The organism is Variovorax sp. V118 (assembly GCF_041154445.1).
Lineage (GTDB): Bacteria > Pseudomonadota > Gammaproteobacteria > Burkholderiales > Burkholderiaceae_C > Variovorax > Variovorax boronicumulans.
This window is the reverse complement of record NZ_AP028663.1, coordinates 1,516,938-1,541,734: the sequence shown is the minus strand read 5'-3', so window position 1 is coordinate 1,541,734 and position 24,797 is coordinate 1,516,938. Positions and strand designations below refer to the sequence as shown.

The 24,797-nt window shown below is 68.8% G+C and carries 12 protein-coding genes; 6 read left to right on the top strand and 6 right to left on the bottom strand.

The window, feature by feature from the left end; translation table 11 throughout:
• Nucleotides 1-27 precede the first annotated feature (27 nt).
• Complete coding sequence (locus ACAM52_RS07020) at nt 28-12,276, bottom strand: VCBS domain-containing protein (RefSeq protein ID WP_369646533.1); 12,249 nt, start codon at nt 12,274-12,276, stop codon at nt 28-30.
• Nucleotides 12,277-13,358: 1,082 nt separating this feature from the next.
• Here ACAM52_RS07020 and ACAM52_RS07015 point away from each other — a divergent pair.
• Both ACAM52_RS07015 and ACAM52_RS07010 read left to right on the top strand, forming a co-directional pair.
• Nucleotides 13,359-13,754, top strand: a complete 396-nt coding sequence (locus ACAM52_RS07015) for a hypothetical protein (RefSeq protein WP_095947027.1) — start codon at nt 13,359-13,361, stop codon at nt 13,752-13,754.
• 141 nt (nt 13,755-13,895) lie between these two features.
• Complete coding sequence (locus ACAM52_RS07010; RefSeq protein WP_369646532.1) at nt 13,896-14,576, top strand: GNAT family N-acetyltransferase; 681 nt, start codon at nt 13,896-13,898, stop codon at nt 14,574-14,576.
• Nucleotides 14,577-14,600: 24 nt separating this feature from the next.
• Here the strand turns inward: ACAM52_RS07010 and ACAM52_RS07005 are convergent, their stop codons facing one another.
• The gene (locus tag ACAM52_RS07005) at nt 14,601-15,005 is read right to left on the bottom strand and encodes an OsmC family protein (RefSeq protein ID WP_369646531.1); all 405 of its coding nucleotides are present in this window, start codon (nt 15,003-15,005) and stop codon (nt 14,601-14,603) included.
• 179 nt (nt 15,006-15,184) lie between these two features.
• On the opposite strand from ACAM52_RS07005, the gene ACAM52_RS07000 reads away from it, so the two are divergent.
• The 4 genes from ACAM52_RS07000 to ACAM52_RS06985 all read left to right on the top strand — a co-directional run bounded on the left by ACAM52_RS07000 (nt 15,185) and on the right by ACAM52_RS06985 (nt 18,984).
• Entirely contained in the window at nt 15,185-15,394 is a 210-nt protein-coding gene (locus ACAM52_RS07000) for a hypothetical protein (RefSeq protein ID WP_369646530.1), read from the top strand.
• Between the two features lie 293 nt (nt 15,395-15,687).
• The gene (locus ACAM52_RS06995) at nt 15,688-16,152 is read left to right on the top strand and encodes a hypothetical protein (protein WP_062471967.1); all 465 of its coding nucleotides are present in this window, start codon (nt 15,688-15,690) and stop codon (nt 16,150-16,152) included.
• A 134-nt stretch (nt 16,153-16,286) separates the two neighbouring features.
• Complete coding sequence (gene fusA, locus ACAM52_RS06990; protein ID WP_369646529.1) at nt 16,287-18,347, top strand: elongation factor G; 2,061 nt, start codon at nt 16,287-16,289, stop codon at nt 18,345-18,347.
• A 73-nt stretch (nt 18,348-18,420) separates the two neighbouring features.
• Nucleotides 18,421-18,984, top strand: a complete 564-nt coding sequence (locus tag ACAM52_RS06985; RefSeq protein WP_369646528.1) for a hypothetical protein — start codon at nt 18,421-18,423, stop codon at nt 18,982-18,984.
• Between the two features lie 13 nt (nt 18,985-18,997).
• On the opposite strand, the gene ACAM52_RS06980 is transcribed toward ACAM52_RS06985, so the two are convergent.
• From ACAM52_RS06980 to ACAM52_RS06965, 4 genes are all read right to left on the bottom strand, one after another.
• Entirely contained in the window at nt 18,998-21,385 is a 2,388-nt protein-coding gene (locus ACAM52_RS06980) for a DNA polymerase II (protein WP_369646527.1), read from the bottom strand.
• A 170-nt stretch (nt 21,386-21,555) separates the two neighbouring features.
• Nucleotides 21,556-22,485, bottom strand: coding sequence for an amidohydrolase (locus tag ACAM52_RS06975; RefSeq protein WP_369646526.1), 930 nt, complete (start codon nt 22,483-22,485; stop codon nt 21,556-21,558).
• A gap of 37 nt (nt 22,486-22,522) precedes the next feature.
• Nucleotides 22,523-23,566 carry a 2-hydroxyacid dehydrogenase gene (locus ACAM52_RS06970; RefSeq protein ID WP_369646525.1) on the bottom strand — a complete coding sequence of 348 codons (1,044 nt, stop codon included), beginning with the start codon at nt 23,564-23,566 and terminating at the stop codon, nt 22,523-22,525.
• A 5-nt stretch (nt 23,567-23,571) separates the two neighbouring features.
• Nucleotides 23,572-24,771 (bottom strand): Bug family tripartite tricarboxylate transporter substrate binding protein, encoded by a 1,200-nt coding sequence (locus ACAM52_RS06965; RefSeq protein WP_369646524.1) that lies wholly within the window; start codon nt 24,769-24,771, stop codon nt 23,572-23,574.
• Between the last annotated feature and the right edge of the window lie 26 nt (nt 24,772-24,797).

The window sequence follows — 24,797 nt, the reverse complement described above, 5'->3', positions numbered from 1 at the left end:
GGCTCCGGCGTTTTTTCTCTGCGTCGATCAACTCGTGGGCACGCGCACGGTGGGCGTGGCGCGCTGCGGATGCCGCAGCAGGTCGCGCACCGCGTCGCGCTCCGCGGCGGCCGCGGCCACGCGGCTGGAGAACGAGCGCGCCGTGTCGGCGGCCACCGGCGCGGCGGCACCGGCTGCCGGTGCCGCATCGGCCTGCGCCGCCTCGGTGGACGGATGCGCCGCATCGGCGCGCGGCACCACGATGCGCCCGCCGTCGCGCGCCGGCGCCTCCTGCGGCGCTTGCTGCTGCGGCGCCGAGAAGCTGTCGAAGTCGCCGAAGAGCGGGCTCGCGCCGTCGACCAGCTTGCCGGCCGTGACGCCGCGCAAAGCGAGCGTCTGCTCCACGTCGCGCACCATGCGCAGCGAGAAGGCCACGCCGTCGCGGCTCACGTGCTCGGCATAGTCCACGCCCTGCGGCTCGCCCCACAGGTCGGTGGGACGGTCTTCGCCGAAGAGGCGGTCGCCACCCAGCGCGCGCGCGGCGATGGCGCCCGACAGCATCTGGCTCAGGCGCTGCGATTCCTGCACCGCGATCTGCACGAACAGCGCCGGGGTCATCGACTGGTCGATGCGGCGGCTGGGGTCGCCGAAGTCGGCCGGGAACATCTGGTCGCCCGTGAGCGGCCGGTGCTGCGAGGTGCCGTTGATCGTGACGACCAGCTTCGCCGTGCTGGTGCTGCCGTCGGCGTCGGTGATGACGTAGTCGAACACCTCGGTCAGCGTCTGGCCGTCTCCCAGCGAGGCCACGCGCACGTTGCTGGCGTTCACCGAATAGCTGTAGCTGCCGTCGGCGTTCAGGCGCAGGTTGCCGTAGCGGCCCGCCGTCGATCCGCCGATGGTGCCGGCCACGCCTTCGAAAGAAACGCCCGTGACCGGTGTCGGCGTGCCGTCCGCGCCGAGGCGGTCGGCCACGTCGTTCGCGCCCATGCCGTCGCCGCCGAACACGTTGCCGGTGGCCGTGGCGCCGGGCCGCGCGGTGCCGATCGAGGTGGCGTCGTTGCGTGCCGTGGGCACGTCGTCGATCACCAGCACGCGCAGCGTGCCCTGCGTGGTGTCGCCGTCGCGGTCGGTCACCTGCAGCGCGATGTCGTCGGTGACCTGCCCGCCCGCATGGCTCTGCGCGGCGCCCAGCACGTAGGTGTAGCGCACGGTGCCCGTGGCCGCGTCGAAGCCGGTGAGCGTGATGCGCCCGCGGTCGGTGGCGATGGTGACCGGACTCGTGCCGAGCGCGGCCAGCTGCGCCGGCGTGAGCGTGGTGCCGTGCACCGCGATGCTGCCCAGGCCGTCGGGCGCGGTGACGAAGAAGCTGCCCGAGACCGTCTCGCTCGCGTCGCCCGGCTCGACCAGGCCGCGCTCGTACACGGTGGCCTGCCCGGCCGTGTCGGGGCCGTTGTTGTCGCCGATCACCAGCGTCACGCCGTCGTTGGCGCCGTGGATGGTGAGGGTCAGCGTGGCGGTGCTGGTGTCGCCGTCGTTGTCGGTGAGCGTGTAGCTCACCACCTCGGTCAGCGTGTCGCCCACGACCAGCGCCTGCACGCGCAGATCGGCGTTGTTCAGCGTGTAGGTGTAGCTGCCGTCGGCGTTCAGCACGATGCGCCCGTAGGTGGTGGTGATCGGCACGCCCACCGTGCCGGCCACGCCGCCGAAGCTCACGCCCGTCACCGGCACGCCGTTGGCGTCGTCGGCGCCGATGGTGTCGTTGGCCTTCACGTCGCCGCCCACCGTGTTCGGCGCGCCGTCCTCGGTGATGGCATGGGTGTCGTTCACGGCCTCGGGCACGTCGTCCACGATGCGCACGGTGAGCGTGCCCGTGGCCGTGTCGCCGCCGGCGTCGGTCACCACCAGCGCGATGTCTTCCGTGCTCTCGGTGGCGTTCGGCTGCGCCACCTGCCCGTCCAGCGTGTAGGTGTAGGCCAGCTCGCCCGTCGTCGGCACACCGCCCACCGAACTGGTGGGCGTGAAGCCGGTGAGCACCAGCGTGCCGCGCGGCATGTCGATGGTGACCGGCGCCGTGCCCAGGTTCGCCAGCTCGGCCAGCGTCAGCGTGCGCCCGCCCACGGTGACGCTGCGCATGCCGTCGCTCGCCGAGACCACGATCGTGCCGGTGGTGCGCTCGCGGGTGTCGGGGCCGCCGATGCCGTCGACCAGCCCGCGCTCGTGCACCTCGGCCTGCCCCGTGGCCGCGCCGTTGCCGTCCACCGCGCCGATGGCCGGGTCGCCGTCCAGGCGGCCGTGGATGGTGATCGTCAGCGTGGCGGTGCTGGTGTCGCCGTCGGCATCGGTGATCGTGTAGCGCACCGTCTCGGTCAGCTGCTCGTTGGTCTTGAGCGCGTTGACGGCGGCGTTGTCGTTGTCCAGCGTGTAGGTGTAGCTGCCGTCGGCGTTCAGCACGATGGCGCCGTACGTGGTCGTGAGCGACACGCCCACCGTGCCGGCCGCGCCGCCGAAGCTCACGCCCGTCACCGGCACGCCGTTGCCGTTGTCCGCGCCGTCGCGGTCGTTGGCCTTCACATTGCCGCTCACCGTGTCGGGCACCGCGTCCTCGGTGATGGCGGCCGTGTCGTCGGTGGCCTGCGGCGTGTCGTTGACGATGAGCACGGTGAGCGTGCCGTTGGCCACGTCGCCGTCGCGGTCGGTCACCGACAGCGCGATCTGCTCGGTCACCTCGGTCAGCACGCCGCCGGAGCGATGGCTCTGCGGGGCGCCCAGCACGTAGGTGTAGCTGACCGCGCCGCCGGTCACGATGCCGTTGGGCAGCGTGGTGCCGCTGAAGCCCGTCAGCTGGATCTGTCCGTCGGGCGTGGTGATCGTGATCGGCGCGCCCGGCGTGAGCGCCTGCAGCTGCGCCAGCGTCACCACCGTGCCGCCGACGTTGATGCTCGCCACGCCGTCCGCCGCGGTGATGTTGAAGCTGCTGGCGGCGCGCTCGCCCGTGTCGGTGATGCTCACCAGGCCCGACTCGAACACCGTGACCTGCCCGGTCGCCGCGCCGTTGGCGTCGGTGACGGCGATGCCCGGCAGGTCGTTGGCGCCGCGGATGGTGATCGTGAGCGTGGCGGTGCTGGTGTCGCCGTCGGCATCGGTGATCGTGTAGCGCACCTGCTCGGTCAGCGTCTCGCCGACCGACAGCGCCTGCACGCGCGCGTCGGCGTTGTTCAGCGTGTAGGTGTAGCTGCCGTCGGCGTTCAGCACGATCGAACCGTAGGTCGTGGTGATCGACGCGCCCACCGTGCCGGCCGCGCCGCCGAAGCTCACGCCCGTCACCGGCGCCACGTTGAAATCGTCCGCGCCGATGGTGTCGTTGCTCGCCACGTTGCCCGACACCGTGTTCGGCGCGGCGTCTTCGGTGATGGCGGCCGTGTCGTCGGTGGCCTGCGGCACGTCGTCCACGATGCGCACGGTGAGCGTGCCCGTGGCCGTGGCGCCGCCGGCGTCGGTCACCTGCAGAGCGATGGCTTCGGTGCTCTCGGTCGCGCCCGGCTGCGGCACCTGCGCGCGCAGCGTGTAGGTGTAGGCCAGGCTGCCCGCCGTGGGCACGCCGCCCACCGAGCCGGTGGCCGTGAAGCCCGTCAGCGTGAGCGTGCCCAGCGGCGTCGTGATGACGACCGGCGTGGTGCCCAGGTTGGCCAGCTCGGCCAGCGTCAGCGTGCGCCCGCCCACGGTGACGGTCTGCAGGCCGTCGGCCGCCGACACCGTGACGACGCCGCTGCCGTTCTCGCGCGCATCGGGGCCGCCCGGGCCGTCGACCAGCCCGCGCTCGTGGACCTCGGTCTGGCCCGTGGCCGCGCCGTTGCCGTCCACCGGCACGATCTCGGGGCTGGCGTCGGAGTGGCCGTGGATGGTGATCGTCAGCGTGGTGGTCGAGGTGTCGCCGTCCGCGTCGGTGAGGGTGTAGCTCACCGTGTCCGTGAGCGTCTCGCCGTCCTTCAGCGCGTTGACGCGCGGGTCGCTGTTGTTCAGCGTGTAGCTGTAGGTTCCGTTCGCGTTCAGCACGATGCTGCCGTATTCCATGCCCAGCGCACTGCCCACCGTGCCTACATTGCCGCCGAAGCTCACGCCCGTCACCGGCACGGCCGTGTCCGCGCCCTCGCGGTCGTTGGTCTTCACGTTGCCGCTCACGGGGTTCGGCGCGGCGTCTTCCGTGACGCTGTTGGTGTCGAGGTTCGCGGTGGGCACGTCGTTCACGATCAGCACCGTGAGCGTGCCGCTGGCCACGTCGCCGTCGCGGTCGGTCACGCTCAGCGCCACCGCCTCGGTCACTTCGCCCGCGCTGTGGTTCTGCGCCGAGGTCAGCGTGTAGGTGTAGCTGACCGTGCCGCCGATCACGACGCCGTTGGCCAGCGTGGTGCCGCTGAAGCCCGTGAGGCGGATCTGGCCGTCGGGCGTGTTGATCGTGATCGGCGCGCCCGGCGTGAGGGCCTGCAGCTGCGCCAGCGTCACCACCGTACCGCCGACGTTGATGCTCGCCATGCCGTCGGCCGCCGCGATATTGAAGCCGGCGCCCGCCGTCTCGCTGGTGTCGCCCACGCTCGTCAGGCCCGACTCGTGCACCGTCACCTGGCCGGTCGCGTTGCCGTTGGCGTCGGTCACCGTGATGCCCGGCACGTCGTTGCTGGCGCCGCGGATCGTGATGGTGATCTGCGCGATGTCGGTGCCGCCGGCGCCGTCGGAGATGGCGTAGGTGAACAGGTCGGTGAGCGTCTCGCCGGCGATCAGCGCCTGCACGCGCGGGTCGCTGTTGTCCAGCGTGTAGGTGTAGCTGCCGTCGGCGTTCAGCACGATGCTGCCGTGGGTGCCGGTGAGCGGGTTGCCCAGCGTGCCGGCCGTGCCGGCGCCGGCCTCGGGGCCGGTGCGGATGCTGGTGACGCTCAGCTGTGCGGTGGTGTTGTCAGGGTCGGAGTCAGCCTCGCCCGGAATGCGCCCGGTGATGACGTTGCTGCCGACCGAGACCGTGTCTTCGTCGATGCTGTGCGTGTCGTCCACCGCGATCGGCGGGTCGTTCACGGCGGTGATGGTCAGCGTGCCGGTGAGCACGTTGCTGTTCAGCGGCTGCGGGCCGCCCGCGTTGCCGCCGGACTGCACGTTGTTGCCGTCGTTGAGCACGATGGTGTAGACGCGCTCGTTGTCGGTGCCGAACGCGGTCGGGTTGTCGCTGCTGCTGCGGTAGGACAGCTGGTCGAGCACCGCCCGCACCTCGGCCACGGTGGTGTCGGCGTCGAACTGCACCACCAGCGGCGCGCCGTTGCCGCCCGAGACGCTGACGCCCGGGGGCAGCGCGCCGTTGACGAACAGCTGGTCGCCCGGCTGGTAGCCGTCCAGGCTCACGGTGAGCGAGCCCGCGCCGAACACGCCCGCGGCCAGCCCGGGCGTGGTCGCCAGGTCGAGGTCGCCGACCGTGCCGCCGCTGACCAGCGCCACGGGCGGAATGCTGACGCCGGTGCCGGTCTGGTTGTTCTCCACCGCGGTCGCGCCGGTGGTGCCGCCGATCACCGGCGCGTCGTTGCGCGGCGCGATGGTGGTCGACACGTTGCGCAGCACCGACCACTGGCTGGTGTCGTCGTTGACGCTGGCGCTGATGTCGCCGCTGCCCGCCGCCACCGGCGCATCGGACACGCGCACGACCAGCCCGCCGGGCGTGCCGTTGAAGTCGGCCGCCGGCACGAAGCGCAGCTGCGCGCTGGTGGGCAGCAGCAAGGCGCTGGCGTCGGAGGCGCCCGTCGGCACGGCGAGCCAGTCGGTGCCGTTCAGGCTGTACTCCCACGCGCCCTGCGCGGCGTTGGCGTTGTTGCCCACGATGGCGATGCCGCCGAACGAGGTCGATGCATCGCCGCCGCCGCTGATGGACGTCTGGTTGTCGGTCGCGTCGCCGTAGCCGCCGCCCAGCAGCGTGTCGACGCGCACACCGGCACCCGTGACGTCCTCGACGCCGGCGGGCACGGTCGCATCGGTCGCCGTCGGCCGGTCGTTCACGTTGATCACCGTGGTGCTGAGCACGATAGTGCCGGCGCTGTAGACGGTGGTGCCGCCGTTGTTGGCACCCGCCACGTTGACCGTCGAGCCCGAGGTGGGATCGGCCGTGGCGCTGTCGTTGTTGGTGTCGGTCTCGACCAGCCGCACGGTCAGCGTGGTGGGCGTGCCGTGGAAGTTGGCGGCCGGCACGAAGCGCAGTTGCGCGTCGGCGGCCAGCACCAGGGCCGTGCCGTCGGTGCGTGCGCCGACGGGAATCCAGGTGCTGCCGTTGTCCAGCGAGTACTGCCAGGCCCCCTGCGCGGGGTCCGGGACGTGGCCCGTGATCGCGACGCCGAAGAAGGTGTCGGACGAACTGCCGCCGGTGCCACCGTTGCCGCTGTTGTCGATCAGGTCGGCACCGTCGTCGAAGTGCGAGCCGAACAGGGTGCCCACGGGGGTGCCGGCCGCGTTGTTGCCCACGTCTTCGGTCACGTTCGGCAGCGTCTGGGTGGTGCCGCCCACCACCACCGGCGCATCGTTGACCGGCGCCACCGTGAAGACGAAGGTGCGCGTGGTGACCAGGCGGTTGCCGACCCCGTCCGCGTAGGCGAAGGTGCCGGTCGTGCTGTTGTCGCCGGGCGCCAGGCTGCCCGGACGCCCGCCGGTGTGGCCCTCGTCGTTGACCACCACGGTCACGGTGAAGGCGCCGTTCCAGTCGGCCGGCAGCGCGGCGCCGGGGGCGTCGGGCAGCGCGATCGAGATGGCGTTGATGCGGCTGTTGATCTGCGCCAGCGTGCCGGTGATGGTGATGCTGGCGCCGCCCAACGGGCCGACCGATCCGCCGCTGCCGCCCACGCCGTTGATGACGAAGCCCGGGGGCACCGACACCGTGGCTGTCAGCACGTCGGTGGCGGCCGCGTCCTGGTCGGTGACCGTGAGGCCGGTCAGCGTGACGCTGCCGTTGCCCTCGTCCACCGTCGGGTTGCCGGCCGCGATGTGGGCCGGGTCGTTGATCGACGACGGGAACAGCGTGCGGTAGGCCGAGGCCACGTTGGCCGTCAGCCCGGCGGGGATCAGCGCGTAGGGGTTGACGTTGGTGGTGGGCACCGCCACCGTGCCGCCGTTCGCGTTGTTGTTCTCGCCGCCGTTGGCGCCGCCCGCCAGCGCGCCGCTGCTGTTCTCGCGCAGGCGGTCGTCCACGATGACCTGCACGCGGTAGGTCTGGTCGGTGTTGGCGAGGCTGCCGCCCAGCGCCACCTGCAGGCCATCGAGGTAGGCCTGCACCTGCGCGCGCGTGCCGCGGATGACGAGCGCGCTGCCGGTGCCGTCGTAGGTGCTGTCGATGGTCACGCCCGAGCCGGCTGCATTGCTCGAGGTGATGGTGATGGCGTCGCTACCGCCGTCCGTGTACTGCGCCGCGCCCAGCGGCGCGCCCACGCCGTTGGTGATGCGCACGGTGACCTGCAGGAAATCGGCTTCGCCGGGCGCGATGCCGCCGCCGTCACCGTCGATGTCCAGGTCGCGCACGACGAAGCCCGGCACGGCCGACGGCGTGCTGCCGCCCGTCAGGTACAGCGGCGTGTTCGGGTTGGTGCCCGGCGTGAGCCCGGCCGTCGGCGCGTCGTTGACCGCCACGATGGTCAGCGCCATCGTCATGTCGGGCGGGTTGTTCGACACGCTGCCCCCGCCGGTGTCGCCGCCGATCTGCGAGCCGGTGTCGTCGAAGGACACGGTGAGCGTCACGTCGCCGGCGTCGGCGCCGTTGAGGTCGTGGTTGACGTGGGTGGCGCTGCGGTAGGTCAGGCCCGTGGCGGCGCCGCTGGTGATCAGTTCCTGGATGTCGCTGGCGCGCCCGGTGAGCGTGAGCGCGCCGGTGTTGTCGCCGGCGATGGTCACGACACGCCCGCTGGGCAGCGTGAAGCTCGTCTGCCCGCCGGTGCCGCCGATGCCCAGCGTGCCGTTGGGCACGGTCAGCCGCAGCGTGATGGGCGTGCCGAAGGCGGCCGACTCGGGGTCGGACACCACGAAGCCCGTGCCGATGTAGGTCGGCTGGTCTTCATAGACCGTGTGCGCGGGCGGCACGACCAGCACGCCCGGGTCGTTCTCGCTCGACGCGCGCACCAGCACCGAGGCGGCCGCGAGGTTGCCCGTGATGTCGCCGGTGGTGGGCACCGTGTCGGCGTACCAGTCGTACTCGGTGGTCGGGATCGTGATGTTCGGCCCGCCCGGCACGCCCGGCTCGTTCTGCGGACCGCCGTTGGCGCCGGGCTGCAGCACGCCGGTGGCGGTGTCGCGCAGGCGGTCGTCGACGATCACCTGCAGCCGGTAGGCCTGGTCGCGGTCGGTGTCGAAGGTGAGCGTGAGGCCCGCCAGCGCGGCGTTCACCTGGGCGCGCGTGCCGCGCAGCGTGAGGAAGTCGCCGTTGCCGTTCTTGTCGGCGTCGACGGTCACGCCGCCCATCGAGGTCGAGCCGATGGTGGCGCCCGCGTAGGCCGCGGCATTCAACGGGTTGCCGTTGGCGTCCAGCAGCCGCACCGTCACCTGGACGAAGTCGGTCTCGCCCTGGATCACCGCGTCCAGGTCGGTGTCGCCGACATTGAAGCCGGGCACGGGGTTGTGCGCCGGGTTGCTGCTGTCGATGTCGATCGGCCCGGCCGGCGCGGTCACCGTGGGCGCGTCGTTCAGCGGCGTGACGTAGATCCAGAACTGGCCGCCGGCCTGTTCCTTGTCGCCGTCGCTCAGCGTGAAGGTGAAGCGGTCGCTCGGCGGATCGCCGTTGGCTTCGGTATGGCCGTCGGATTCGTCACCCGAATTGAAATAGTAGATGCGCCCGGCGTTCACGTCGGCCTGCGTGAACGAGGAGCCCACGCCCAGCGCCACGAAGTTGACGCCGTCGGTCGAGTACATGACGCGCCCGTGCGTGGTGACGGAGGTGATCGTGTACTGCAGCTGCGTGAGCGTGCTGTCGGGGTCGAAGGCCCTGAGCATGCCCGGCGTGATCTGGCCGCGCCCGCCCTCGGCCACGGTCAGCGGCTGGTTGGCGGTGCCGGGCGGGTCGGGCTGCGTCGGGTCGGGCGCGATCACCGGCGCGTCGTTGACGTTGGTGATCTGGATGCCGACGGTGACGGGGTTCGACGCGGCGCCCCAGCGGTCCACGGCATGCACGTTGAACTGGGTGGTGCGCACCTCGGAGCCGTCGCTCACGAAGCGCAGGCCCGTGGTGCCGGCACTGCCGGTGATGAGCGAGGCATCGATGCGCTGCCCCACGGCCACGGCCACCCAGGCGGCGCCGTTCCAGTACTCCAACTGGCCGCCGGTGGGCAGGCTGTCGAACTCGAACTGCATCGCGCCCGGCCCGCTGCCGGCGTTGTTGAAGGCGTAGTTCGGGTCGCCGTTCAGCAGCGTGGCCGAGCCTTCGAGGTAGCTTTCGCTGGTGGCATCGTCCGCATCGACGACGCGGATCTGCCCGGTCGTGAGGTAGGCGGTCTCGCCTTCGCGGATGACCGTGTTCGACGAACCGGTGGCCACAGGCACGTCGTTGACCGGCGTGATGAAGAACGAGAAGCTGGTGTTCCAGACGTTGCGCACGCCGCCGACGGCGACGCCGGCCGTCACCGAGAGCGACACGGCCGATTCGAAGTCTTCCACGTCGCCGTCATGCTGGAAGCGGATGCGCCCGGCATTCAGGTCTTCCTGCGTGAAGGTCTCGTAGGTGTCGATGTCGACCCAGGCCGCGCCGTCGAAGCGCTGCAGCACGCCGTTGCGCACCGGCCCCGTGGTGCCGGTGTAGTCGGTGACGGTGTAGATCACCTGCGACGGCGGCACGCCTTCGACCACGTAGCTCAGGCCCGGCACGGTGTTGAAGTCGGAGCCGGTGCCGCCCAGCACCACCGAGCCGCCTTCGCTGAGCGTGCCGCGCGTGGCGCCGTTCTGGTCGGTGCCCGCGTGGTTGGAGCCCGAGGTGGTGACGGTGCCGTCGATGGTCTGCAGCGGATCGCCGTTGCCCGCCGGGGTTTCGACGAGGTTGATCGTGAACTCGTAGGTCTTCAGCGTGCCGTCGGGGTTGCGGTCGGCGCCCTCGCGGATCACGGTGTTGCCGTTCGCGTCCCAGGTCGGCCCGAGCGTGTTGTCGACCACCTGGAAGCTGAAGGTGTCGGTGTCGCCCGCCGCCGCGCCCTGCGTCTGCACGTACTGCACGCGGCCCGAGCGCACGTCTTCCATGGTGAAGGTGCCGCCCGGCGGCAGGATCTTGCCGTCGAGCAGCAGGTAGCCCTGGTTCAGGCCGTTCATCGAGGTGACGGCGAAGGTCAGGTTGTCGTCGCTCGAGTCGACGTCGGTCGCGCCGAGCATGCCGGGCGTGAGCGTGACGGTGTAGCCGCCGCCCGCCGGGTCCACGGTCGCCTCGAGCGTGCTGCCGGGGTCGAGCACCGGGTCGTCGTTGGCCGGGCGCACGTTAATGGCGATGGTGCCCGAGGTGGACGACGGCGTGCCCGTGCCGCCGCCGGCGTCGCTCACCGTGACGCCGAAACCGTCGGTGAACGGGTAGCTCTGTCCGTTGTTGTCGCGCTGGCCGTTGTTGCCGTAGGTGAGGCCGCCGCGGTCGTCGTAGCCGAACACGAAGCCGGCGTCGATGTCGGCCTGCGTGATCGCGCGGTTGGTGACGTTCTGGGGCACGCCGCCGATCAGCACCGTGCCCGTGAAGTACAGCGTGCCGTCGGTGGGCAGGCTGGTCAGCCGCACCGTGAGGTCGCCGCTGGCGTCGTCGTCGCCGCCGTCGGCGACGATGAAGTTGCCCACGACCGAGGCCGGGTTGCCGCCGGTATCGATGGCGTTGGGCGGCTGCCCTTCGAACACGCTGCCCCCGCCCGAGACCACGGGCGGCTGGTTCAGCGGCGTGACGTTCAGCGTGATGGTGGCGTGGTCGGAGCCGGCCAGCGGCGTGGCGCCGTCGTTGACGACGATGACGAAGCTGTCGTCCAGGTTCTGGTCCGCGCCGGTGGCCGTGTGCACGTAGGCGACGCGGCCCGCCAGCACGTCGGCCTGCGTGAAGACCGAGCCTACGCCGATGCGCTCGCCGTTGAGCGTGAGGTAGCCGTGCGCGGTGTTGGTCGCGATGCCGTAGACGATCTGGCCGGTGTTCTGCGAGCCGATCGTCACCTCGGGGTCGATGGCGTCGAGCGTGGTGCCGGTCAGCACCGTGGTGCCGCCCTCGGAGACCGTCTGCGCCGCGTCCGCCACCGTGGTCGGGTCGTTCGACGGCGTGATCGTCACGTCGAGCGCGCGGTTGGCGGTGAGCGCCGGCGTTTCCGAATCGGTGATCGACACCAGGATGCGCGTGGTGGCCGTGGCGTTGCCCAGTTCGGTGTCGGCGGCGGTGAACACCAGCTGGTTGATCCAGGCGTTGGCATCGGCCACGCTGCCGACGAAGCGGTAGCCGCCGGGCACGGTGGTGACGCCCGCCATGCTGGCGCTGGACAGCGCGCCCAGCGCGGGGTTCTCCACGGTCACGTCGACCGTGACATTGCCCGCGCCGTCGTCGGTGAGCGTCCAGCCGCTGAGCGTGGCGCGGTCGGCGCCCGGCGCGTTGAGCGCGCTGGGTTCGCTGACCGTGAGGCGCGGCGTGGTCGTCGACACGGTCGGCGCGGCCAGCAGGCCGTCGTAGTCGGCGGCGGCGAAGGCGCGCGACTCGATGCGGCCGGTCGCGACTTCGAGCGACCAGTCGCCCTGGCGCGAGGCGGCGCCGGTGGCGTCGCTCGACGCCGCCACGTCGGCGCCCGTGGCGCGGCCCAGGGCCTGCACGAAGCGTTGCCCGTCGGCGCCCACGTCGCACCCGTAGAGCAGGATGTCGCCGTCCGCGCCCAGGCTCGCGCCGATCGCCTGCCAGGCGCCGGCCGAGCGCGCCAGGCCGGCGACGTCGAGGGTTTCGTTGCCCAGCGTGATCTCGCCCGCGCTGCCGTGGCTGAGGATGTGCAGCGCCGTGAGGCCGCTGCGCCCCTCGAGCGCCTGGCGCAGTTGCTCGACGCCGGACGAGCCCGTGTCCAGCAGGATCAGGCCGGCGCCCTGCGGTACCGAGGCGGCGAGCTGCTGCCAATTGGCAACGTTCTTGTCGACGACGTAGACCTCGCTGGACGAGGCCGGAGCCGGGCCGGGCCCTGATCGCGCGTCCGCTTCGGGCGTGCTTTCGCGCCCGTGCGGCACGGCAACGGGCGCTGCCGCGTCGGCGGCATGCGACGCATCCCCGTGCGGGCCCTCCGGTGCGTCCGCCGGTGCCGCCGCGGCGGCCTCCACAAAAGCGGCGCCATCAAATAGCTGCCGGCTTTCCAGCGCAAATCGATGCGCGCGTGGGCGAAGGAATTGGGGCGATTGAGACCTTGGCATGACTCAAAGTGTGACGACAAATATGCAAATGTGTCCACTATTAACGTTCTATCTTTTCGAGCCAATACCGTCAAAAAATCGCAAAAACAACGGCTTCCTTTGCTTTTCCTCTCAATTTGAAATTAATTGTTACTCGCGCGTCGCGATCCATTCACTTGCTCATATGGAAGGCATATCCATCGCCGCATTCCTCTCCGCACAAGGCGATCCTCCCTCGACAGCCAGGCGATCGAAGCCTTTGCGAATTTCGTCCGATTGAATTAACCGATTTATCTCCGATTTTCAACTACGGGATTCCGTAGAAAATCGGGGCGGGAATTCCCTATTCCTTGATGGCAAAGAACTCGGTCGTCATGAATGGCGCGCCAACGCCTCAATTCATCGCAGACGATTCACAACTGAAAGAGCATGTGTATGCCATGCTGCAATGAGAACCTTTGCCATAAGAATTAATTGATGCAATGCACAAGCCGAGGGTCCGGCCGCAATTCGATCGACCGGGAACCGGGCCACATCCGGCCATGTCCAGCCGGCTGCCGCGCAACGCGAGGAGCGGGTCTGCGGCACGGGGTTGTAACCATGTGCGTGACCGCCGAAGAGGCACGGCAGGCCGCTCGGCCGACTCCGGAAATGGACCGCAGCGCGCCTTCAGGAAACTTCGCGCGGCCTCGTCGCTTCGATGTAATTCGAAAGAATCAACAACATCCGCTTGCAGATGCGAGACCGGTCAAGCACCCGGTTCGGCGAGCCATCACCCCCCCTGTGTACGCCCGCGCAGCTTCGACTGCTTAACCCGGCAATATTTAACGATTCAAGATAATTGTTACGTTTTTGGAGCATCTGCAGACCCCCGATTCCTGCCTTCGCGGGGGTCTGTTGCACAGGGCGCGGTGATACTGTTCCGGCCCCGAATCTTGCGTTCCTGGTGTGCGCACTGCGCGCCGGAGGACACGAGGCGTGGCACATCATCCAACTCGCTCATGTAAGAAAAAATGAACAAACTGCTCGCACTCATCTTCGTGGCTGCCGCCATCACCGCTTGCTCGAAGCAAGAGTCCACGCCCGCAGCGCCGGCCGCACCCGCAGCACCTGCTGCAGCACCGGCCACGCCGGCACCCGCACCGGCCGCCAGCGCACCGGCTGCTGCCGCGCCCGCTGCCACCACGACGGCATCGGCCGACGTGCCCAAGGAATGCCAGGAGTACCTGGACAAGGTGAGCGCCTGCGTGGGCAAGCAAAGCGGCGCCGCCGCCGACGCCCTGAAGTCCAGCCTCGAGCAGACCAAGGCCACCTGGGCCAGCTACGGCGCCAACGCCGCCCAACTCGGCGCCGCCTGCAAGGCCGCTTCCGACGCCTTCGCCGCACAAGCCACGGCCATGAAGTGCTGATGCACTGAGTCGCTGATACCGGCGAGGTTGCCCTCGCCGCGTGACGCGACACACCTCCTCGTCACCGACGAGGAGGCGCCGCCCCCCCACATCAACGGTCGGCGCAAAACGGTCCCTGTCAGGCCGAAAGAATCCAGTCCCATGACAGACCTCCTCACCAACCTCACCTGGCACGCCCTCTCGGGCCCGCATGCGTCTTTTGCCGCCGGCACATCGACCGCACGCCGCTACGCCACAGGCTTCTCCCCCATCGTCGGTTTTGCCGACGCACTGCACCCCGACCTCGACGCGCTGCTGCCCTACTGCACGCCGGACGAGCACTTCTATGCCATCGGCTGGTCGGGCCCCGCGCCGTCCAGCTGGCAGGTCGACATGGAGTCGGTCATCGTGAAGATGATCTGGGACGCGCCTGCGCCCGTGGCCGACACGCTCCCTGATGTAGTCCGGCTCGGCGCGGCAGATGTAGAACAAGTGCTGGCCCTGGCCGACCTCACCCGCCCCGGCCCCTTCTCCACGCGCACCATCGAACTCGGCGAGTACGTCGGCTGCTTCGACGACAACGGCCGCCTCGTCGCAATGGCCGGCGAGCGCATGGCCGCCGGCACGCTGCGCGAGATCAGTGGTGTCTGCACGCACCCTGATGCACAGGGCAAGGGCTACGCGAAGCGCCTCGTCACGCGCCTGGTGGCGCAGCAGATGCAGCGCGGCGAAGTGCCGGTGCTGCATGTGATGCAAGGCAACGCGGGTGCGCGGCGCATCTATGAGCGCATGGGTTTTCGCGTGCACAGCGAACCCGTGGTTCGCGTGATCTCTCGGCGCTGAGCGGCGCCGCGCCTGCGGCCCGAATCAGGCGGCCGCCGCCCCACGCTCGCTCGTGATCTCGGCGCCTTCGCGCATCGTCTTGGTGACGGGCGTGTTGGCCACCACCTCGAGCAGCCGGCTCCACTGTGCATCGGTCAGCGGTGCGCTGGCGTGCAGCACGCGGTGGATGTGCGCCTTGCCGTCCGCGTCTTTCGTGAAGCTCAGCTCGGCCTTGAACTCGCCCAGCTCCCAGCCCTTGCGCTGGGCGTACATCCGCAGCGTGATCGCGGTGCAGGCGGACAGCGCGGCCAGGTAGTAGTCGTAGGGCGCCGGCCCCGCGCCCTGCCCGCCCAGCGACGCCGGCTCGTCCGCCACGAGCCGGAACTTGCCGACCTGGATGCGGTGGTTGAAATTGACGTCGGTGGAGACGATCGTTGCGGTGTGGCCCATGGGGTGTGCTCCTGTTGACAAGCGAGCATTCTGGCGCGGCCGAACGCCCGAAAACATCAGCGCCAACGCGGTTGATCCAGACGCTCATAATGCTCGCCGGGCGGCCATGCCAGGGGTCGCCAGCCACCCGGCACAAGCGGGTGCGCCGCCTTCCTGCCTGGCATCGACGGAACGACACCATGAGCGCTTTGCACATGTTTCTACCGGTCTCCGAGCCCGCGCGCAGCGAGGCGCTGGCACTTTTCATCAAGACACACCACGTGCCCCGCCACCTCGTGAGAGGTACCTCGCGCAAGATGCCGGACGACTGCGGTCCCCCCGCGCCGGTTCGCACCTCGCAGGAACAACCGCAGGCCACATCCGCCCAGCCATCGGCCGCATCGGCCTAGGGCGGACAGACCGCAAGGAAGACGACCCTCGTCGCGCCGGCCGCGCGCGGCGCGTGTTCGTGCGCCCTTCTTGGCTCGCCTCCGGCGGCCGCCGGGCCTCGCGTGCCACATCGCCGTGAGGCGGCCCGTCTTTCCATTCGCCTACACCGAAAGTCCGGGATAAAACCCACCTTCATCGGTCACACTGGCGACATCTACAAAAGAATGCGCGAGTTGTCGCGACATACTGCACGAATGCAAAAAAATCACATGGAAACGAGCCGCCCCATGATGCGCTCGTTCCGCAGCCAGCCATGACGGAGTTGAGGGTCAGCTGGGAGCACACGTTCCCCGACGACGGGACGAAGCTGGTCATCCATTCGAACTGGGTCTCCAACACCCCCGCCACGCAGGCCTACCTCGAGGCGCTGGTCGCGCGGGTCGGGCAGATGGACCCGGCGCCCCACTGCGTTTTCGAGAAACGCCAGGCCGTCCCTTCGCGCTCGCTACCGCCGGACCTCGGCACCTTCACCTCGGCCGAGTTCTGGCAGGTGGCCGAGCTGCTGCACCTGCAGGCCACCCCGTCCCTTGCCGCCGCGCGGCTGGTGTTGGTCGAGGGCATGCGCCCGGCCAAGGCGGCGAGGCAGCTCAACACGAGCCCGCAGGCGTTGACGAACACGCTGCGCAAGATCCGCACGGAGCGCGCGACCTCGTCGCGGCTGGGCAGGTTGCCCGCCGACCGGCCGCCATCCGAAGGCACCGCGCCGCAGGAGCCCTGAGCGGCCGACCGGCGCGCCCTCCCCGGCTTGCATCGGCACGGTCAATCCCGTACGCTGGCCCGGCGTCGATGCGCAGCACCCGAGCCCTTGCGGGCCGCCGGGCCGGCCTTGCGGACGCGCAAAGGAGTCCCGCCATGCCAAGCCGATCGAACGGCCTCGCGGCCGAAATGGAAGCAGTGCGAACGCTGGCGCTGGTGGGCGCGGCGGCCGCTGGCAAGACCTCCCTGGCCGAGGCCCTGTTGTTCAAGGCGGGCGCCGTCGGCGCGTGCGGCAGCGTCGAGCGCGGCAGCACCGTCAGCGACCACGACCCGCTCGAGCGCCGCATGCTGCATTCGCTCAACGCCTCGGTGATGCACCTCACGCACGCCGGCACGCGCATCCACCTCATCGACACGCCCGGCGGCCCCGACTTTCTCGGCCAGAGCCTGCCGGCGCTGGAGGCGGTCGAGACGGTGGCGGTGGTCATCAATGCCGCCACCGGCATCGAGCCGATGGCGGTGCGCATGATGGATTACGCGGCCTCGCGCCACCTCGCCCGCATGATCATCGTCAACAAGATCGACTCGCAGGGCGTCTCGCTGTCGGGCCTGCTGGCCGACATCCAGGCCACCTTCGGCCGCGAATGCCTGCCGCTGAACGTGCCCGACGGGGTTAACCGGCAGGTGATCGACTGCTTCTTCAACCGCTTCGGACGCTCCGACTTCGGCCCCGTCGAAGCGGCGCACCGCGCGCTGGTGGAACAGGTGGTCGAGGTCGACGCGGCCTTCGTCGACCGCTACCTCGAGGAAGGCGACGTCGACCCGTCCGAGCTGCACGCGCCGCTCGAGCAGGCGCTGCGCGAAGGCCACCTGATCCCGGTGTGCTTCACCTCGTCGCGCAGCGGCGCCGGCGTGGCCGAGCTGCTGGACGTGATCGTCAAGCTCCTGCCCGACCCGACCGAGGCCAACCCGCCGGAGTTCCTCGTCGGCGAGGGCGCGCAGGCCCAGCCCATGCAGGCCCGGCCCGACCCGTCGCTGCACGTGCTGGCGCATGTGTTCAAGGTCACGATCGACCCCTATGTCGGCAAGATGGGCATCTTCCGCGTGCACCAGGGCACGGTCACGCGCGACAGCCTTCTCTACATCGGCGACGGCCGCAAGCCCTTCAAGGTCGGGCACCTGTTCATGCTCCAGGGCAAGGACCATGTCGAGGTGTCGCACGCAGTGCCCGGCGACATCGTGGCGGTGGCCAAGGTCGACGAGATCCATTTCGATGCCGTGCTGCACGATGCGGCCGAAGACAGCCATGTGCACCTCGCGCCGCTGCCGTTCCCGGTGCCGGTGTACGGCCTGGCCGTGGAGCCCAAGCGCCATGGCGACGAGCAGCGCGCCTGGGAAATCCTCGGCAAGCTCGCGGCCGAAGACCCGTGCCTGCGCATCGAGCATGTGGCCGCGACCAACGAGACGGTGCTCTACGGCCTCGGCGAGCTGCACCTGCGCCTCGTGCTCGAGCGCCTGCGCGAGGTGTACCGCTTCGAGGTCCAGACGCGGCCGCCGCGCATCGCCTACCGCGAGACCGTGACCGCGCCGGCCGAGGGCCACCACCGCCACAAGAAGCAGACCGGCGGTGCCGGCCAGTTCGCCGAAGTCTTCCTGCGCATCGAGCCGCTGGCGCGCGGCGCGGGCTTCGAGTTCGCTGACGAGGTCCGGGGCGGCGCCATTCCGAACCAGTTCATCCCCGCGGTCGAGAAAGGCGTGCGCGAGGTGCTGGCCTACGGCGCGATCGCAGGCTACCCCGTGGTCGACGTGCGCGTGGTGGTCTACGACGGCAAGCACCACAGCGTGGACAGCAAGGACATCGCCTTCGCGACCGCCGGCCGCAAGGCCTTCATGGCGGCGATCCGCGAGGCGCAACCGGCCGTGCTCGAGCCGATCGTCCAGATCGAGATCGCCGTGCCCGAGCATGCCGTGGGCGACGTCACGAGCGACCTGTCGTCGCGGCGCGGCTTGGTCACCGGCACCTCGGGCCTGGGGGCCGGCACGGTGGCCATCGGCGGACAGGTGCCCGAGGTCGAGCTGGCCAACTACCAGTCGCGCCTCAACGCGATGACCAGCGGCCAGGGGCGCTACACCATCGCGCTGTCGCATTACGAGGCCGTGCCGCCGACCGTGCAGCGCACGCTGATGGGGCAGTACCGGGTGCGCGACGACGACTAGGAGCCCACCGGGAGCATGACGCTGCCATGGCCTAATGGCCGGCATCCGCCATTCATCCCGCACGGGCTCCCCGATGAAGAAACTGCTGCCGCTGGTCCTGTCCACCCTGTTCGCCCTGCCCGCTTCCCAGGCCCACGCCGCACCGCGCCAGCCGTACACCCCGGACCAGGCGCGGGCGCTGCTCACGCAACTCGGTGCGCACGTGATGGTCATCAATTCCGACCAGACGCTGATCCGGAAAAAACCGGCGAGCGCGTTCGACGTGCTGACCTACTACCCGCTGCCCAAGGCCAAGGTCGACGAATACAAGCGCAACGGCCACATCGTCAACACGAACGACGACATCGCCGACGCTGCCACCTACCGGATCAAGGACTACGCGCTGACCAACGAGAAGAACGAGAAGCTGCGCCTGAAGGACGACGGCAGTGCGCCGTCGCTGCAGGACTTCTCGCTCTGGACCTACGACAACGCCCTGAGCAGCCAGCGGGGCTTCTACGTGAAGCTGGACAAGCCCTTCGAGCGCGTCAAGGGGCACCTCACGGTGGTGTTCGAGATGCCCGGGAACCTCCGGCACGAGACGCGGGTGCCGGTCGACCTGTCCATCACGGACAAGGACCCGCGGCCCGGCACCTGATCCTGCGGTCGCTTCACGGCGATCCTGGCTCGAAGAGCTCGCGCTGCGACGTCGTCAAGGCCGCGAAGCTGTCTCCCATGGGCTGAAGAATGGCGTCGGCGATCGGCTGCAGCTGCCGGGTGAGGTAGTGCTCGTAGTCGATGCGCGAGTGGCGGGTTTCCAGCGGCTCCGGCCCGTTGCGGGTCATGACGTACTGGATCCAGCCGCCCTTCTGGTACTGCTGGGTCCGGCCGACCCGGGCGTTGTGCTCGTCGGCGATGCGCGCGGCCCGCACCTGCGGCGGCACGTTGACCAGGTAGTCGTCGAGCCGATGGCGCAGGCGCTTGCGGTAGATGAGCAGGTCGTCCTTGGCGCCCGCCAGCGTCGCCTTCGCATAGTCGGTCACGAAGGCCTTGTACGGCTCGCCCTGGAAGATGCGTGACAGCAGGCCCTCCTGGAACTGGCGCGCCAGCGGAGTCCAGTCGCTGCGCGCCATCTCCAGGCCGCGGTACACCATCTCCTCCTTGCCCGCGGCATCCACGCTGAGTCCGGCGTAGCGCTTCTTGCTGCCCACCTCCGAGCCGCGGATGGTGGGCATGAAGAACTTCTTGTAGTGCGTGTCGACCTCGATCTCGAGAAAGCTCTGCAGGCCCTGCTCCTCGCGCAGCGTGCGCGCCCACCATTCGTTGATGTCGGCCGCCAGGCGGGCCGCGACGGCGTGCGCCTCGTCGTTGGTGTGGGTGCGCCGGAGCCAGATGAAGATCGAGTCGGTGTCGCCGTAGATCGCCTCGTAGCCCCGCTGCTCCACGAACTCGCGCGTGAGCTTCATCATCTCGTGCCCGCGCAGCGTCACGGCGGACACCAGCTTCGGGTTGAAGAACCGGCACTCGGACGCGCCCAGCACGCCGGCGAAGGAGTTCATGAGCAGCTTCAGCGCCTGCGACAGCGGCTCGTTCTTCGCCCGCTTGGCCTCGTCCCGCGCGTGCCAGAGCGTGGTCACGATCTGCGGCAGGCAGTGCCTGTCGCGCGAGAAGACAGTCTCCTGCGGTCCGTGGATGAGCCCGGTCGCATCGCTCGCGTTCGAGCCTTCGACGAGGCCCACCGGATCGACCAGGAAGGTGCGGATGATCGAGGGGTAGAGGCTCTTGTAGTCCAGCACCACGACGGAGTCGTAGAAGCCCGGCTTCGAGTCCATCACGTAGCCGCCCGGGTAGGCCTTGCTCGCAATCTCGCCCACGTTCGGCGCCACGTAGCCCAGGCGGTGCATCCGCGGCAGGTAGTGGTGGCTGAACGCGGCGATGGAGCCGCCGAAGTGGTCGGCCTGCAGGCCGGTGACCTGGGCGCGCTCCATCATGAACTGCAGCAGCTTCGCCTTGTCGAAGATGCGCAGGACCAGCTCGCAGTCGCGGATGTTGTACAGCGCGAGCGCGGGCTTGTCGTGCTGGTAGCGCCGCTCGATCTCCGCCATCTTGTCGTACTCGTCGCCGATGGCCTTGCCTTCGCCCAGCAGCGTCTGCGAGACGTTCTCGAGGCTGAAGGACGGAAAGCTCCACACCGCGGCCCTGAGCGCCTCGATGCCATCGAGGACGATCCGCCCCGGTGTGGGCGCGAACAGGTAGCCCTGCTTGCCCGGATGCGTGCGCCACTCGATGGGCCGGCGCTCCCGCCCCAGCAGCAGCGGCACGCCGCAGTCGTTGGCGGTCTTCTGCAGCACGCGCAGGTCGAACTGGACCACGTTCCAGCCGATGAGGACGTCGGGGTCGTTGCGCTCGAACCAGTCGTTGAGCTGCTCGATCAATGCCTTGCGGGTCGGGCAGTAGACGAGCGAGAAGTCCATCGGCTCGCCCGGCTCGGGCGGCGGCTCGCCGAGCATGAAGACGACGCGCTCCGGCGTGCCGTCCAGCGCAATGGAGTAGAGCCCTTCATGCTGGCTCGTCTCGATGTCCAGCGACACGACCTTGAGTACCGGCCGGAATTCAGGCGCGGGGCCGAGCTTGCAGTCGACGAGCGTGGCGCCCTCGGCGCTCCCGCCTTCCACCCGCACACCGGCAGTGATGAAGCGCTCCATCAGGTAGCGGTCGTGCGGGCGCACGTCGGCTTCGAGCAAGGGAATGCCCTGCGCCTGCAGAGCGCGCGCCAACCGGCCGATCTGGCGAAAGTGCGTCGCATAGACGCCGAGCACGGCTTCCTGCTGGAAACTCTGGAGCTCGAGCTCACGCAACTGCACGCCCGGCATGGCCGCGAGGTGGACTTCCACCGCCGCCCTGTGCCGGGCGGCGACGAACGCGACGCTGCTGCGGGAGGTCAGCACCACTTTTCTTGGCCCCGCCTCGGTGGCCAGCCAGTACTCGATCTCGGTGCCGGTCGGTGCATCACGCCAGTGGCGCGTGAGGATGAAGCCCTGGAGGTCGGTGGAGGTCACGGGCGCTGGGCGATTCGGGTGGGACGGGAAGGCGGACGGGGAATCGGAGGATTCTCGCCCGGCCCGGCCAGCTGGCGCCCGGTGATCGCAACCCGTCCGAGCGGGACTACCGGATTGAACAAATGCGCGGCCCGTGCCGAATCACCTTCCCCCCGTTCTCGCCCCGAGCGTCAAGTTCGGCGCTGTGGGGTTCCGGTAACGATGATCGGATCGGCGGGATCCATGCCGACGGCAGCGCGCGGGAAGTCGAACAGCTCCTCAGGGTTGGAGGCAAGGATCCTCTCGATGGCGCTTGCATCGTGGTCAAACCAACTCGCCAGAGCATTGAGCAAGACGCCGGCGTCCTGCTCCACCGAGAAGCCCACATGGGGCCAGTCGGTTCCCCAGACCATGCGAGTTGGCGCTTCGGAGTACAAGCGCTGGGCGCGGCGGGCGATGCGAGGATCACGAAGGTCGGCCGACAGGCGATAGCCGATCAGCTTGACCCACACACGGCCCGTTGACAGCAGCGACGACAAGACGCGCTCAGCCTCGCTGGACTGCTCCCCCAAGGACAACCCGCCGAGATGGTCGACGACCAGCGTGCAGGGCAACTGCTCCAGCGTTGACTTGAGCGAGGGCCACTGATCCTCCCTGGGAAGGATCTCGGCATGCCAACCACGGTCCGCCAGTTTCGGCGCCAGGACCTTCAGGTCATTGAGATCGACGGTGCCGCCAAGCTGGCCCGACATGATGAATCTCATCCCCCTGACGCCCATGGCGTGCCAGGCATCGAGTTGTGCATCGGTCGTGTCCGCATCACCAACCACCACGCCACGCAGCACCTGCGGCTCAGCGCGCAGCGCTTGCTCGACGGCGCGGTTGTCCTTGCCATACACGCTGGCTTGAACGACCACCGATCGCTCGAACTTAATCGATCTGCGCAGGCGGCGCAGTTCCGCCGGCGGTGCCGGTGCTGGCTCGTAGCTCGCGTCCGGCACCGTGTTCAAGAAATCTTCAGGCGTGACATGGCAATGAGAATCGCACGCCCGCGCGGGGACCTGAAAGTCGGGGGCCGCATAGTGCTCCGGCGGCGGCAGGCAGGCTGCTGTCAATTGCATCGTTCTTCTCCAGACACAGTGAGCGGTTTCCAGGAAATCAAAGGCATTCGCTCGTCGCTGAACGCTTGTCGATGACAACGTCGGTGAGCGCCTTGCGATGCAGGTAGCAGTGCACGTTGCGCACCACGGTTTCAACCCGGCGCGTTTCCAGCTCATCCGTCCATCCCGCGGCATGCGGCGTCATCACCAGGTTGTCCAAGGTTTCGAACGCCAGGCTACTGGGCGCGCCCACCATCGAAGACGGCGGCGGATACGTGTACCAGGTATCAACGATGGCACCACGAATTTCGCGGCGTTGAAGCGCTCCAAAAAGTGACGCCTCGTTGACGACCGGCCCGCGCGCGACGTTGATCAGGATGGCGTTCGACTTCATGCGAGACAGCTCATCCTTGTCGATCAGGTTCAGCGTTTCTGCGCCACCTGGTACACACAGAAGAACATAGTCGCTCTGCGCAAGGAGGGCCGGCAAAGCCTCCATGCCGCGCCACCAGTTCAGCTCGCGGGAGACGCCGGGCGATCGACTCACGGCGATCGTCTGCATTCGAAACGCAGCGGCCAATTGAGCGACACGCTGGCCGATTCTTCCGTAGCCCACCAAGCCGATGGTCTTGCCTTGCACCTCGCCGTGCTTGCGACCGACAACGGAGCCGCCGCCCCAGGTCCATCGGTGCTGCCGCAATTCGGCATCCATCTCCCGGAACGGAATCTCGGCGTTCAAGATGGCGCCCATCACGTACTCGGCAATGGGATCGCTGCCGTTGCTGACGTTGCAGACCACCGAGTTGGCCGGCACCCACTCGGAGCGCAACCAGTCGACACCCGAGAACGGGAGAATGGTCAGGCCGAGCCGGCGGCTGGCGGCGAAGGTCGCTTCAACACCGAGGCCTTGTGCGTGTCGCGCCCATTCGGCAGATCCGATCAGGATTTCGGCCACGGCTGCCTTGCGCGTCAAGCCTTCCGTGCCCTCCTCGGCGCACCATGACTCGGCAACCCAACCGGGGCCGAGACAGGCCAGCAGAGGTTCCTTGAAGACCTGGCTGTAGCGCCCAGCCAGTAGCAGCGTGCGAGGTGTTGGTGTCATGGCCTTCATACCTTCGGGATACCCAGTCGATCGACCAACTGCTTGTAGAGCGCGATGTCGGCAGCGATCAACGCCTTGGTCTGCGCTGCGGTGCGATAGACGTAGCCGAGGTCTCGCTCGCGGAGCCAATCCTGCGTCGATCGCAGCTGGGCGGCCTTCGCCAGCACCGTGGCGTAGTAGTCAACCACATGATCCGGAGTGCCCGCAGCTACCGCAGTGACGATCCAGGATTCGCCGGTATAGCCCCTGACACCGAGTTGCGCGGTCGTCGGCACACCCGGGAGCGAGGCGAGAGGCTGGCTTGCACCAAGTACAAGACCTCGCAACTTGCCCGACCGGATGAGGGCATGGGCTGCCGACACATCCAGCATTCCAACGTCGACGGCATTTGCCAACAAGGCGGAGGCCACCTCACTGCCACCCTTGTACGGAATGGTCGTCATCTTCATGCCCACTGTCTCGTTGAGCCATTCGGCTTGCAGCTGCAAGGCCGTGGAGCCGGTGCCCAGGTTCAGGGTCTTGGGACGGGCCTGTGCTTTCTGGACCAGGTCTTCGAAGCTCTTGATTCCCGAGGATGCCCCCGTCACAAGCACAACGGGCCCCGTTGCCAGGACGCCCACGGGTACAAAGTCGGTCAGAGGATCGTAGGGCAAGCTCTTGGCGATGGCAGCGTTCACTGCAAGCGTCGACGAACTCCCGATCAGCAGCGAATATCCGTCGCGCGCAGATGCGAGCACGTTCTGTGCCCCGATCAGGCCACTTGCGCCAGGCCTGTTGTCAGGAACCACCGGCTGACCCGAGAGTTCTGCCAGAGCCTTGGCATACAGGCGGCCGACGAGATCGGCGGCGCCCGATGGAGGAAATGGAATGACCATGCGAATGGGCCGCACGGGAAAGGCGTCGCTCTGCGCCGACGCCGCCCATGCACCTGCCGTCCACACCGCCAGACCAGCGGTCGCGAGCTGCATGGCGGATCGCCGACTCAGGTGGGTCGAGCAATCAGGAGCCCCTGGATGTCTCTCGGTAAGTGTTCGATTCATATCGTGTCCGGTCAAGCCGGACTGCCGCATGGAAACGACGACAAGTGCCAGCAGGAGGCCCGACACCCATGCAGCGGCGAAGAGCACGAGTGTGTTGCACGCGCCGGCGATCAACCAGTCCAGATAGCGGCCGTTCCACACGGCCCCGAAATTCAGATCAAGCATGGATGCGCTCGTGGCTCTGATTTGCG

What these genes read in the sequence shown, in the direction of transcription:
- ACAM52_RS07015 (WP_095947027.1), top strand. Translation starts at nt 13,359, where the DNA reads ATGAACAAACTGCTCGCACTCATCTTCGTGGCTGCCGCCATCACCGCT.
- ACAM52_RS07010 (WP_369646532.1), top strand. Translation starts at nt 13,896, where the DNA reads ATGACAGACCTCCTCACCAACCTCACCTGGCACGCCCTCTCGGGCCCG.
- ACAM52_RS07005 (WP_369646531.1), bottom strand. Translation starts at nt 15,005, where the DNA reads ATGGGCCACACCGCAACGATCGTCTCCACCGACGTCAATTTCAACCAC.
- ACAM52_RS07000 (WP_369646530.1), top strand. Translation starts at nt 15,185, where the DNA reads ATGAGCGCTTTGCACATGTTTCTACCGGTCTCCGAGCCCGCGCGCAGC.
- ACAM52_RS06995 (WP_062471967.1), top strand. Translation starts at nt 15,688, where the DNA reads ATGACGGAGTTGAGGGTCAGCTGGGAGCACACGTTCCCCGACGACGGG.
- fusA (WP_369646529.1), top strand. Translation starts at nt 16,287, where the DNA reads ATGCCAAGCCGATCGAACGGCCTCGCGGCCGAAATGGAAGCAGTGCGA.
- ACAM52_RS06985 (WP_369646528.1), top strand. Translation starts at nt 18,421, where the DNA reads ATGAAGAAACTGCTGCCGCTGGTCCTGTCCACCCTGTTCGCCCTGCCC.
- ACAM52_RS06975 (WP_369646526.1), bottom strand. Translation starts at nt 22,485, where the DNA reads ATGCAATTGACAGCAGCCTGCCTGCCGCCGCCGGAGCACTATGCGGCC.
- ACAM52_RS06970 (WP_369646525.1), bottom strand. Translation starts at nt 23,566, where the DNA reads ATGACACCAACACCTCGCACGCTGCTACTGGCTGGGCGCTACAGCCAG.
- ACAM52_RS06965 (WP_369646524.1), bottom strand. Translation starts at nt 24,771, where the DNA reads ATGCTTGATCTGAATTTCGGGGCCGTGTGGAACGGCCGCTATCTGGAC.